Raw genomic sequence first — 11379 nt, 5'->3', positions numbered from 1 at the left:
CGGGTTCCTTCGTCCTGTCACTTACGTCGCAATCAGCGGCGTCAGTGCCATCGTGATAAAAGAGCGCTTTCTTTTATGTGCAGTGATTGCGGGCAAGGCATAACACCGTGCCGCAGTTGCTGTGTTACGCAGAGCCTCACGAATGCATGTTCACGGAGTGGGCACGAGTCATAGCCGTATTTTGTGGCTCATCAGGACTTGTGTATAACAACAAGAACCAACACGAGGGTGCCCGCCGTGGATACGATCAAGCGTTTCTCAAGCTTTGCCGAGTTTTATTCTTTCTATCTTGCCGAGCACAGCAGTAGCACCAGTCGGCGCTTGCATTTTGTCGGTACGTCGCTGGTGATCTTTTTGTTGGCGTTTGGTGTGGGCAGTGGCCGCTGGGGGTTGTTGTGGTGGTTGCCGGTTGCGGGCTACGGGTTTGCCTGGGCCGGGCATTTCTTCTTCGAGAAAAACCGGCCGGCCACGTTCAAGCATCCGTTTTACAGCCTGCTCGGTGATTTCGTCATGTACCGTGACATGTTGTTGGGCAAGGTCCCTTTTTAAAGGAGCGCTTTTCCAATGCTCAGGCAACCGGCTCGCTGACAGGCTCCTGCACCACCACCTGTTGCGCCTTTACATGCGCATCGGCCAGGCGGAACAGTTCGATGTTGCCGTCCAGGTGTTCGATCAGGGCGGTGCAGGATTCAACCCAGTCGCCGCAATTGAGGTATTCCACCCCGCCCACCTGACGGATTTCTGCGTGATGGATGTGCCCGCATACCACGCCGTCCAGCCCGCGCTTCACGCATTCGTGGACGATGGCTTCCTCGAAGTCGCTGATGAAGTTCACCGCACTCTTGACCTTGTATTTCAGATACGCAGACAGCGACCAGTAGCCATAGCCGTACCTGGCGCGCCAGTGGTTCAGCCAGCGATTGAGGGTCAGGGTGAACTCGTAGGCCGAGTCGCCGAGAAAGGCCAGCCAGCGGTGATAGCGGGTAATCACGTCGAACTGGTCGCCGTGAATGACCAGCAGACGACGGCCATCGGCCGTCATGTGTTCGGCTTCGTCCACCAGTTGGATATTACCCAGCACCAGTTTCGAGTAACGGCGCAGAAATTCGTCGTGATTGCCGGTGACGTAAATCACTTCGGTGCCACGTTTGCTCATCGTCAGCAGGCGGCGAATCACGTTGGTGTGCGCTTGCGGCCAGTACATGCCGCCGCGCAGTTTCCAGCCGTCGATGATGTCGCCGACCAGGTACACCTTGTCCGCCTGGTAGCGCTTGAGGAATGCAGACAAGTGCTCAGCCTGGCAATCACGCGTGCCGAGGTGGACGTCGGAAATCCACAAGGTCCGCACACGTTGTTTGCGACTGGGTGTGGCGAGCTGAGCGCTGCTCATGGGACGACCTCCGGCATGGTTTTGAAGAGAGTGGTGCATGCCGGTTAACTGAATGTGACACGCGCGTGGCGATGTCGTGACAATCGCCTCGTATTACTGCGGGCCAGCGGGTGCGGGTCGGTCGTTGTGGCCCAGATCACGCGCCGGGTCAATCTGGTCACGGACCCGCTGCTTGAGTACCTTGGCCTCGGGAAAGCCGCCGTCTGCTTTGCGCTCCCAGATCTGTACGCCGTCGCAGGTAATGCGAAACGCGCCGCCAGTGCCAGGTTGCAGGGACACCTTGCCCAGATCGTCACTGAAGGTGCTCAACAGTTCCTGGGCCAGCCAGGCCGCGCGCAGCAGCCACTGACACTGAATGCAATAGGTAATGATGACTTCAGGTTTTTCGGCAGGCATGGATGCCCCTCCAGCAAATACAGACGAACATGATACCCATCATATGGCGAATCAACGAGCGTTGATGATGCCCTGCCCGGTACAGAATGTCTTCGCATAGAACTTTAATTATCAGGCAATTTAATAATGCATATTTTTTATAATTAACTTAGGGCCTGTCGCGCAGCAACATCACTAACGCAATGTACTGTGCGGCCGAGTGCATACGCCGCAGAACGACGCAGTGCTTGCCGGTGTGGGCAAAGCGGCGTTTGCCAGACGCAATAAGGATAGTATGAGACGCGCCGATCATCCTTGGCGGTCATCCCGCTCGACAGCCGAATCCAGACGCTCGCGCAGAAACTCGATGAACACTTGCACCAGTCGTGACGCCTGGCGGTGTTGCGGGTACACCGCCGACAGCGTCACCGGCTCGGGCCGCCGGTCGTCCAGCACGCGGACCAGACTGCCGTTGCGCAGGGCTGCACCGACGATGAACGTCGGCAGGTAGGTGATCCCCAGCCCGGCGACCGCGGCATCTCTGAGCAACTCGCCGTTATTGACCCGCATTCGCCCGCTGACACTCAGGCTCGACACTTTGCCCGCACCCTGAAAACGCCACTGCACCTGACGGCTGTGACCATAGGGCAGGCAATCGTGCTGGTGCAGGTCGTCAGGCGTTTGCGGCGTACCGCGCGCGGCGAGATAGCCGGGGCTGGCGCAATAGACCCGATCGATTGAAGCGATACGGCGCGCGATCAGGCTGGAGTCTTCCAGCACACCGATGCGCAGCGCCAGATCGTAGCCCTCGCTGATAACGTCCACCGGCCGGTCGCTCAGGTCGACTTCCACCGCGACATCCCGGTAGCGCTGCAAGAACTGCGGCAGCAGGCAGCCCAGATGAGCAACGGCGAACGATAACGGCGCACTCAGACGCAACGTGCCACGCGGTTCACTGCTCTGCCCGGTAATGCCCTGCTCGACCTGTTCGATTTCGGCCAGCAGGCGCAAGGCCGATTCGTAATAGCTCTGGCCCAGCGGGGTGACATCCAGACGCCGAGTCGAGCGATTGAGCAAACGCACACCCAGCCGTTCCTCCAGTTGCATCAGACGACGACTGACGAACTGCTTGGACAGCCCGAGTTTATCGGACGCCGCTGTGAAGCTGCCGGATTCCATGACCTGGCAAAAAATACGCATGTCTTCAAAAGGGTTCATGATCGCGACCGGCTGACAATTAAAGGCTTTATAGCGTTTTTTGAAATATCTGACACAGTATCAATGCGGGTGGCTGGCAGACGCCAGTTGTCAGGCCGGTTACTCACCCTCAAACCCAGGAGCTGTCGATGTCACTGTTGTCGAGCCATCCTCTCGTGTGGGGCGCCGTGTTGTTGCTGGCGGACGCAGCGGCCTGGCATGCCACGCCGACACGGCTGCAGATCATTCGCGTAGCAGTGCGTCTGGCGCTGTTTCTGGCGTTCAGCACAGTGATCGCCAACGCCGGGATCAGCCCGCTGCAGGCTCCGACCTGGCCAGATGACAGCGTCATGCAATTGGGCACCACGGCCCTGGCGATTGCCTGGTGGATGTATGCCGCGCGCGTGCTCACCGGGCTGATCGGCCTGGCCTTGATGCCACGCCTCGGGCGCCAGGGCGGGCACCTGTTACAGGACGTGATCGGCGCGTTGGTATTCTTGATTGGCGTGGTGGCGGCCGCAGGTTATGTGCTGGAGCTGCCCGTCCGAGGTTTGCTGGTGACATCGGGAGCGGTTGCGATCATCGTCGGCCTGGCCTTGCAAAGCACGTTGAGCGACGTGTTTTCCGGGATTGTGCTGAACACCACCAAGCCTTATCGGGTCGACGACTGGGTGTCGATCGATGGCGTCGAGGGAAAAGTGGTGGACATCGACTGGCGCGCCACGCATCTGCTTACGGCCTCTGGAAGTACCGCCGTTGTGCCCAATTCGGTCGCAGCCAAAGCCAGGATCGTCAACCTTAGCCGCCCTGCTCATATGTACGGCGTGTCGATCAGCATTCAGGTGCCCAACCATATCCGCCCGCGTCGGGTCCTCGACGCGCTTGAGCGAGCCCTGCAAGGCTGCGCCAGCCTGCTGCCGACGCCAGCGCCGAAAGCGCTGCTTCAGGCGTCTGGAGAAACCATGTCCGAATACGTGGCCAGCGGATTCATTGCCGACCTGACCACTAAAAGTGAAGTGCGCAACCAACTGTTCGACCTGGCCTATCGGCATCTGGAAGCCGCGAACATTATCCGCCAGCCCGAATCGAATGGCGCGCCTTTTTCCAAGGCGCGTGCGTTGCTCGAAAACATGAAAGTATTTGGCTCGCTGAGCCCGGAAGAACGCGATCATCTGGCGCAGAACATGACCGCGCAACGCTACTCGGCCGGGCAGGTATTACTGGATCTTGATGCAATGCCCGACGGCCTGCTGGTGATCGCTGCCGGTGTGATCAGCGTCGTAATCGCCGACGGCGTACGACGCATCGAAGCGGGCCGCATGGGGCCGGGCGAGATCCTGGGCGAACAGGGCATTCTTGATAACACCCCCTCGCAGGCATGCTTTACCGCACTGACGTCCAGCCTCGTCTACCGCATCGAAAAAAATCTGGCACGTGATTGCCTGGCCCAGTCCACCCAGGTCAACACGGCGCTTCACAAGCTTCTGGCATTGCGCCAGAAAAATGCTGAATCGACCCTGTTGGCCCGGGCGCCTCAAGTGAAGAAAGGCGGATTTCTAGGCTGGCTGCAGAATCGCTGAAATAACCGCCTCGTACTGTCAACCGCAGCGAGACAGTTATTCATCTTTCAGCTACTTATTGCACCACTGGATAACCAGTAATCTTGATCTCACTTGATCGATTGCTGAATGTGCAGCGTCGATATCTGATGGAGAAAGAATCATGCTGACTCTTCGCAAAGCTTCCGATCGCGGCGCAGCAGATCATGGCTGGCTGAAATCCTTTCATACCTTTTCCTTTGCCAGCTACCGCAATCCGCAGGAACAGGGCTTTTCCGATCTGCTAGTCATCAATGACGACCGCGTGACTGCGGGTAAAGGGTTCGGCCAGCACCCGCACCGCGATATGGAAATATTTTCCTACGTGCTGGAAGGCGCGCTGGAACACAAGGACACACTGGGCACCGGCTCGGTGATACGCCCAGGTGACGTGCAGTTGATGAGCGCCGGCAGCGGCGTGGCACACAGCGAGTTCAACCACTCGCAAACCGAAGGTGTGCATTTCCTGCAAATCTGGATCGTGCCGAATGTTGCAGGCGCAGAGCCACGCTATCAGCAGGAGCACTTTAGCGCTGAACAGAAACGCGGTCGCCTGCAACTGATCATCTCACCTGAAGGTGAAGACGGTTCGCTCAAGGTTCGCCAGGATGCGCGTGTGTACGCCGGTCTGTTCGATGGCGATGAAACCGCCACACTTGAGTTGGCCGCCAATCGCTATGCCTACGTGCATGTCGCCCGTGGCAGCGTGATGCTGAATGGCGAGCAACTGCGCGAAGGCGACGGTGTGCGCGTGCGCAGCGAACAGTTGATCAGCCTGAAAGACGGGGTCGATGCAGAAGTGCTGGTGTTTGACATGCGGCCCAATGAAAGGCCGCAGATGCCTTGATGCATGGCAATGGCATCAGAAAGACTTAGCGTTTCTTTCACTTGATCAGTGCTACGGCCTGATCCACGCTCCGCCGAACCGCCCTTGTTAGCGGCCCTGAACCGGCCGCGAGCATCCTGGCTGTTTGATCGGACATCAGGTGAGGTGAAAACATGCGCAATGATCGACAACGTGATTGTGTTCTTCTGAAGCCCGCCCGTACCTCTCAAGGCAAGCAAGGGCTGGATTATCAAGTCGGCATTTCAGCCCAAAGCGCAGGCGCTCGTCATATTCACATGCAGCTGCTGACGATCCCGCCCGGAGGCAAAGGCAAGGCACACAAGCATCAGGAACACGAAACCGCTATTTATGCACTGAGCGGGGCTACTGGCTGCTGGTATGGTGAGTCGCTGGAAAAACATGCTGTCGTAGAAGAAGGCGACTTCTTTTACATCCCGGCAGGCATGCCGCATGTGCCTTACAACCGCAGCAACAAGCATGCAGCCACAGCTCTGGTTGCGCGCACCGATCCTGATGAGCAGGAAAGCGTGACCTTGCTGCCGGCGCTCGACGAGGTATTAGCTTCCAGGCAGAGCTGAGCAGAATGCTCAGCTGGGACAGTCTTGTGGGTGCATGTTGTTCAAAACGCACAAACAAAAACGCCGCTCTAGTGAGCGGCGTTTTTGTGAATATGGAGCGGGAAACGAGACTCGAACTCGCGACCCCGACCTTGGCAAGGTCGTGCTCTACCAACTGAGCTATTCCCGCANGCCACTAGACGAAGGGGACACAGCCTGAAACACATGGTGTGTATTTCAGTTCCAGACGCCATCCGAAGATGTGTGCTGGTTTCACTCAACCCTGCCCGTGAGCAAGATTGCTTAAAAATGGAGCGGGAAACGAGACTCGAACTCGCGACCCCGACCTTGGCAAGGTCGTGCTCTACCAACTGAGCTATTCCCGCAAAATGGCGTCCCCTAGGGGACTCGAACCCCTGTTACCGCCGTGAAAGGGCGGTGTCCTAGGCCACTAGACGAAGGGGACACACGTACAACATTCACTACTTATTTGCGCTACGCTGTGTGCTTTACGCTGTAAGTGGCGCGCATTCTATGGATGGTTTGAGGGGTCGTCAACCCCATTCTGAAAATTTATTGAAATCAATAACTTCGCTGCCGTTCAGACGCTGACCGACGGCAGCTGACCGCTCGTCCGCCTGAGCAATATCCTTCAGTTGCCTGATCTGCCCTCATCTATATAGAAGAGATGCCGACAACCTCCGAAAGGGACATCTATGCGCAGTAGTGCTTAGCCACTACACTCGCATTAAAACTAATTGCACAAATGAGGTTTGCACAGTGACTCCACTCATGATCACGCTGATGGTAGTAGCAGGCATCGCACTGCTCATTGCGATCGGCTACCTGAATCACGTCGCTGAAAACGGCAAACTGGAAAAGGCCCGCACCAAGGTTGAACTGAGTGATCGACTGCGTCGCTGCAGCGAGATCACCGAGGTCTTCCCGGGCCAGTTGATGTCGCCAGCGTTGAAGCTGCTATTGACTCGCCTGGAGCTCAACGTTGTGCAGCGCATGCTGAACATGGAAAAAGGCAACGCCCAGCTCAAACACCGCATCGGCGAACTGGAAGAACAGATTGCCAAAGGTGAAGGCATCGAGATACCCAACCCGGTGACGCCGATCCAGACCGAAGCCAAGGCCAAGGACGTTCGTTTTCTGCTCGAAGCCCTGCACGGTCAGGTCACGCGGGCTGCGCACGACGGTTTTCTGCAGACCAGCGAAGCGAAGCACTGGATTCGTGAAATCCGCACCATTCTGGTCAACCTGCACATCGAGTTCTTCAACAACCTTGGCCAGACTGCGCTTGCTCAGGATCAGCCGGGTCAGGCGCGTCTGGCGTTCGAGCGCGGCGTGCAGTACTTGCGCAACCAGCCGGACCCGGTCACCTATCAGCAGCAACTGCTGGCCATGGAAAAGCAACTGGCCCGCGCCAACTCGGTGGTCTTGACCAACACCGCGCCGACCGAAGACGACGACAACGCGTTGACCGAAGGCCTGAAACAGGACGACACCGAGTCGGAATGGAAGAAGAAGGTCATCTACGATTGATGACCGCCCCGCCGCTGCCCGTTCATTGAAACGGGCAGCGACCGACCGGCTCAGCAGTCGGTCGTGGCCAGAAAGATGGCGGCCAGACGTTCGATCCCTACCTGATCCACTTCCTTGAAACGCCCCACGCTTGGACTGTCCAGGTCCAGCACGCCGATCAGACGCCCATCCTTGACCAGCGGCACCACCAACTCACTGTTCGATGCGCTGTCGCACGCGATGTGTCCGGGAAATTCGTGCACGTCCTGGACACGCTGGGTTTGCCGACTTTGCGCCGCTGCCCCGCAGACGCCGCGGCCAAAGGGAATGCGTACGCAGGCGATCTGCCCCTGAAACGGCCCGAGCACCAGTTCTTCATTGCGATTGAGGTAAAAGCCCGCCCAGTTCAAATCCTCGATCTGGGTGTACAGGAACGCCGAAAACTGTGCGGCATTGGCGATAAAGTCGCGCTCATCGGCGAGCAGAGCCTCAAGTTGCGCCACCAGCAGGCCATAGCCATCCAGTCCACTGCCGGTATTTTGCAAATCAATCATGTGTGTTGCTCCAACAATTCAAGTCCTACCCAATAACGCGCAAATTGATAAGCGCAGCGGCCATTGCGATTGCCCCGCGCGGTGGCCCAGCGAATCGCGGCCTTTTCCAGTTGTTCGTCGCGCTGCCACTGCAACCCGGCCTTGTGCGCCAGTTGGGTGATCCAGTGCTCGACCACATTCAGGTAGTGGTCCTGCGTGAACGGGTAGAACGACAGCCACAGGCCGAACCGGTCGGACAGGGCAATCTTGTCTTCCACCGCTTCACTGGGGTGTAATTCGCCGTCAACGTGCGCCCAGTTGGCATTGTCGCTTTCCTTTTCGGGCACCAGATGGCGGCGATTGGAGGTCGCATACAACAGCAGATTGTCCGGCGCCTGCTCCAGCGAGCCGTCGAGCACGCTTTTCAGTACGCGATAATCGCCTTCGCCAGATTCGAACGACAAATCGTCACAGAACAGCACGAAACGCTGCGGCAGCTTTTGCAGTTGCTCGACCACGCGGGGCAAGTCACCCAGGTGATCACGCTCGATTTCTATCAGGCGCAGACCTGCCGGGGCGTACTCGGCCAGCAGTGCGCGAATCAACGAGGACTTGCCCGTGCCGCGCGAACCCCAGAGCAACGCATGGTTGGCTGGCAGCCCTTCAATGAACTGGCGTGTGTTGCGGCCTAGCTGATCGCGCTGAAGGTCGACGCCGATCAGATCGGTCAGGCGCGTCTCCAGACTGACCTGCAGCGGCAGCAGATAGCCACTGCGCCCCTCGCGTACCCAACGGGCGGCAAGCACCTGCGTCCACTCGACCGGCTCGCGTATGGCGGGTAGCAGAGGCTCCAGACGGGCCAGCACCGCATCGGCGCGCTGCAGAAAAGCATCCAACCGAGAATCCACGGGATCTCCTTATATTTAACTGATTGGTCACCGATGCCGATCAGCTATGCTTGGCCGGCACAGTGCACCCGAAGTGGCAGTAGGTATTCATGGACATATCGCTCAAAAACAGGCTTTCGTTCAAACAGGCGCGCCTTGCCGTGTTGATCGGCTTCGCGCTTGGGACCTTGCTGAGCTTTGCGCAGATTGCGCTTGATTATGCCAGCGAAGACGCCTCCATCAATCGCGAAATCAAATCCCTGCTGGAAATCACCCAGAATCCTGCCTCGCGCATTGCCTATAACATCGACGCCGAGCTGGCCCAGGAACTGACTCTCGGGCTGCTGCACTCCCCTGCGGTGGTGAGTGCGAGGCTGACTGACAACAATGACACTGTGCTCGCCAGTGTTGAACGACCGATGGCCAACGGCCGTTATCGGATGTTCAGTGACTGGCTGTTCGGGGAAAGCCGACAGTTTCGGGAACAGCTGCACCTTGACCATCTGCCGGACGAAACCATCGGCACACTGTACCTGACCGTCGACACCTTCGCTTTCGGCAGCCATTTCCTGCAACGCGCGGAAATAACGCTGCTCAACGGCTTCGTGCGCAGCCTGGCGCTGGCGGGAATTCTGACCATTCTGTTCTACGCGACGCTCACCAAACCGCTGGTCAGGGTGATCCGGGAACTGAGCAGCCGCGATCCGCGCAGTCCGGATCAGGCCAGGATCAACTGCCCGCCACACCATGAACAGGATGAAATCGGTGTGCTGGTCGCCACGTTCAATCGTCAGATCGAGACCATGAGCGCCGAGTTTTCCAGGCGGCGCGCGGCGGAGGACCGCCTGACCGATCACCTGAATCAGCTGGAAAACATCGTCTCGGCACGCACCAATGAACTCAAGGCCAGCAACATGCGCCTGCGCCAGTCCAACGAGGAACTGCAGATCGCGCGCAGTACCGCGCTGGACATGGCTCACGCGCGCTCGGCATTTCTGGCGCACATGAGCCATGAAATCCGCACCCCGCTCAATGGCCTGCTGGGCATGCTGGCCCTGTCGCTGGACAGCCCGCTCGGGGCCGAGCAACGCCAGCAACTGATGATTGCCCATGATTCGGGCAAAGTGCTGGTGGAACTGCTCAACGATATTCTCGACATGTCCAAGTTCGACGCTGGCCATCTGGAGATCGAACGCATCCCGTTCGACCTCGGCGCGCTGATCGAGGACACCGCCAACCTGTTGTCGCAGAACGCCGCGCCGAGTGTGGAGCTGACCTGCCTGATCGCGCCAGACTTCCCGGCACCGGTCACCGGCGACCCGACCCGGGTCCGGCAGATCGTCAGCAACCTGCTGTCCAACGCGCTCAAGTTCACCCGCTTCGGCCGGGTGGACGTGCGCCTGACGCACCATCTGGATTCCGCAAGCGGGGAAAACCGGGTGCGCATCGAGGTGCGCGATACGGGAATCGGCATCGCGCAGGACGCTCAGGCGAAAATATTCCAGCCCTTCACCCAGGCGGAAGCCGCCATCACCCGTCAGTACGGCGGCACCGGGCTGGGGCTGGCGCTGACCAACAACCTGTGTGAAGCCATGAACGGCCAGTTGAGCATTCAGTCGCAGTCCGGCTTTGGCAGCCAGTTCTGCGCCGAGCTGCCCTTGCCGATCAACCTGCCTGCGGTCGCCCAGACGCCGCTCAAGGGCCGGGTGACGGTGATAAGCTCGGCAGGCAGCGGCCTGGTGGAACTGCTCGGCAACCTGCTTCCCTTCTGGGGCGTCGACCTAAAACGACGCAGCATCGACGACCGTCCGGACGATCTGGACCTCGACCGCGGCCCGGACCTGGTGATTACCGACTGCCCCGAGTGCCTGTTCGCGATCCGGCCGACCACGCCAGTGCCGATTATGCTGGTCACCGCTTACGGCAACTTCATGCCTGCCGAGCAGGTCGCCGCCCTGGCGCCGTTGCAGCAACAGGCGCGGCCGCTGGCGCGTAACGCGCTCTACCACACCCTGCGAAGGGTGCTGAATCAGGAAGAGCCCGGCTCACGCGACCCGATGGCCATTGAACACGCGACGCAACATCAGGCGCGCGTGCTGCTGGTGGAGGATAATCCGGTCAATCAACTGGTGGCCAGGGGCATTCTCGGCAAACTCGGCTGCGAAGTGGTGATCAGCAGCCATGGCGGCGAGGCGCTGGAGCAATTGGAACACAGCCACTTCGATCTGGTGCTGATGGACTGCAATATGCCGGTCATGGACGGTTACGAGGCCAGTCGGCAGATCCGCAGCAGCGGTCGCTGGCCAAACCTGCCGATTGTTGCCCTGACCGCCAACGCCATGCCCGACGAACGCGAGCGCTGCAAGGCGGCGGGCATGAACGATTATCTGGCCAAGCCGTTCAGGCGTGCCGAACTGGTCAGCATTCTCGATCAGTGGATTCCGCTCACCGAAGAGCGCTGAAAC

Annotated in this window: 11 protein-coding genes and 3 tRNA genes; 6 read left to right on the top strand and 8 right to left on the bottom strand. The window is 59.0% G+C overall.

Features of this window, described 5'->3' with window-relative positions; translation table 11 throughout:
- Nucleotides 1-237: 237 nt before the first annotated feature.
- On the top strand, nt 238-549 hold the full coding sequence (locus ABJ99_RS09120) for a DUF962 domain-containing protein (protein ID WP_054085788.1): 312 nt from the start codon (nt 238-240) through the stop codon (nt 547-549).
- Between the two features lie 19 nt (nt 550-568).
- On the opposite strand, the gene ABJ99_RS09115 is transcribed toward ABJ99_RS09120, so the two are convergent.
- The 3 genes from ABJ99_RS09115 to ABJ99_RS09105 form a co-directional block, all read right to left on the bottom strand.
- Nucleotides 569-1390: a UDP-2,3-diacylglucosamine diphosphatase gene (locus ABJ99_RS09115; RefSeq protein WP_054085540.1), complete on the bottom strand. Its 822-nt coding sequence runs from the start codon at nt 1388-1390 to the stop codon at nt 569-571.
- A 93-nt stretch (nt 1391-1483) separates the two neighbouring features.
- Entirely contained in the window at nt 1484-1786 is a 303-nt protein-coding gene (locus ABJ99_RS09110; RefSeq protein ID WP_054085539.1) for an Rdx family protein, read from the bottom strand.
- Nucleotides 1787-2074: 288 nt separating this feature from the next.
- The gene (locus ABJ99_RS09105) at nt 2075-2983 is read right to left on the bottom strand and encodes a LysR family transcriptional regulator (protein WP_054085538.1); all 909 of its coding nucleotides are present in this window, start codon (nt 2981-2983) and stop codon (nt 2075-2077) included.
- A gap of 128 nt (nt 2984-3111) precedes the next feature.
- On the opposite strand from ABJ99_RS09105, the gene ABJ99_RS09100 reads away from it, so the two are divergent.
- The 3 genes from ABJ99_RS09100 (at nt 3112) to ABJ99_RS09090 (ending at nt 5985) form a co-directional block, all read left to right on the top strand.
- The gene (locus ABJ99_RS09100; protein ID WP_054085537.1) at nt 3112-4542 is read left to right on the top strand and encodes a mechanosensitive ion channel family protein; all 1431 of its coding nucleotides are present in this window, start codon (nt 3112-3114) and stop codon (nt 4540-4542) included.
- Nucleotides 4543-4684: 142 nt separating this feature from the next.
- Entirely contained in the window at nt 4685-5407 is a 723-nt protein-coding gene (locus tag ABJ99_RS09095; RefSeq protein ID WP_054085536.1) for a pirin family protein, read from the top strand.
- 152 nt (nt 5408-5559) lie between these two features.
- A complete protein-coding gene (locus ABJ99_RS09090; RefSeq protein ID WP_054085535.1) occupies nt 5560-5985 on the top strand; it encodes a cupin domain-containing protein in 426 nt (141 codons plus the stop codon).
- 93 nt (nt 5986-6078) lie between these two features.
- Here the strand turns inward: ABJ99_RS09090 and ABJ99_RS09085 are convergent.
- From ABJ99_RS09085 to ABJ99_RS09075, 3 genes are all read right to left on the bottom strand, one after another.
- A tRNA-Gly gene (locus ABJ99_RS09085) sits at nt 6079-6154 on the bottom strand.
- 120 nt (nt 6155-6274) lie between these two features.
- A tRNA-Gly gene (locus tag ABJ99_RS09080) sits at nt 6275-6350 on the bottom strand.
- A gap of 4 nt (nt 6351-6354) precedes the next feature.
- Nucleotides 6355-6430: transfer RNA gene (locus tag ABJ99_RS09075), tRNA-Glu, on the bottom strand.
- Nucleotides 6431-6756: 326 nt separating this feature from the next.
- Between ABJ99_RS09075 and ABJ99_RS09070 the strand changes: the two genes are divergently transcribed.
- The gene (locus ABJ99_RS09070) at nt 6757-7515 is read left to right on the top strand and encodes a hypothetical protein (protein WP_080378081.1); all 759 of its coding nucleotides are present in this window, start codon (nt 6757-6759) and stop codon (nt 7513-7515) included.
- Nucleotides 7516-7565: 50 nt separating this feature from the next.
- On the opposite strand, the gene ABJ99_RS09065 is transcribed toward ABJ99_RS09070, so the two are convergent.
- Nucleotides 7566-8048: a GAF domain-containing protein gene (locus tag ABJ99_RS09065; RefSeq protein ID WP_054085534.1), complete on the bottom strand. Its 483-nt coding sequence runs from the start codon at nt 8046-8048 to the stop codon at nt 7566-7568.
- Nucleotides 8045-8935: an ATP-binding protein gene (locus ABJ99_RS09060; RefSeq protein WP_054085533.1), complete on the bottom strand. Its 891-nt coding sequence runs from the start codon at nt 8933-8935 to the stop codon at nt 8045-8047. Before ABJ99_RS09060 ends, ABJ99_RS09065 begins: the two co-directional genes overlap by 4 nt.
- A gap of 89 nt (nt 8936-9024) precedes the next feature.
- On the opposite strand from ABJ99_RS09060, the gene ABJ99_RS09055 reads away from it, so the two are divergent.
- Nucleotides 9025-11376, top strand: coding sequence for a hybrid sensor histidine kinase/response regulator (locus ABJ99_RS09055; protein WP_054085532.1), 2352 nt, complete (start codon nt 9025-9027; stop codon nt 11374-11376).
- Nucleotides 11377-11379 lie beyond the last annotated feature (3 nt).

The organism is Pseudomonas syringae pv. cilantro, from assembly GCF_001293775.1.
GTDB lineage: Bacteria > Pseudomonadota > Gammaproteobacteria > Pseudomonadales > Pseudomonadaceae > Aquipseudomonas > Aquipseudomonas syringae_P.
Note: the sequence above shows the minus strand (reverse complement) of the source record. Positions and strands in the feature narration are given on the sequence as shown.

Excerpts from the sequence above, each read along its gene's own strand:
- ABJ99_RS09115 (WP_054085540.1), bottom strand. The coding sequence starts at position 1,390 with ATGAGCAGCGCTCAGCTCGCCACACCCAGTCGCAAACAACGTGTGCGG.
- ABJ99_RS09105 (WP_054085538.1), bottom strand. The coding sequence starts at position 2,983 with ATGAACCCTTTTGAAGACATGCGTATTTTTTGCCAGGTCATGGAATCC.
- ABJ99_RS09100 (WP_054085537.1), top strand. The coding sequence starts at position 3,112 with ATGTCACTGTTGTCGAGCCATCCTCTCGTGTGGGGCGCCGTGTTGTTG.
- ABJ99_RS09065 (WP_054085534.1), bottom strand. The coding sequence starts at position 8,048 with ATGATTGATTTGCAAAATACCGGCAGTGGACTGGATGGCTATGGCCTG.
- ABJ99_RS09055 (WP_054085532.1), top strand. The coding sequence starts at position 9,025 with ATGGACATATCGCTCAAAAACAGGCTTTCGTTCAAACAGGCGCGCCTT.
- ABJ99_RS09095 (WP_054085536.1), top strand. The coding sequence starts at position 4,685 with ATGCTGACTCTTCGCAAAGCTTCCGATCGCGGCGCAGCAGATCATGGC.
- ABJ99_RS09090 (WP_054085535.1), top strand. The coding sequence starts at position 5,560 with ATGCGCAATGATCGACAACGTGATTGTGTTCTTCTGAAGCCCGCCCGT.
- ABJ99_RS09070 (WP_080378081.1), top strand. The coding sequence starts at position 6,757 with ATGATCACGCTGATGGTAGTAGCAGGCATCGCACTGCTCATTGCGATC.
- ABJ99_RS09110 (WP_054085539.1), bottom strand. The coding sequence starts at position 1,786 with ATGCCTGCCGAAAAACCTGAAGTCATCATTACCTATTGCATTCAGTGT.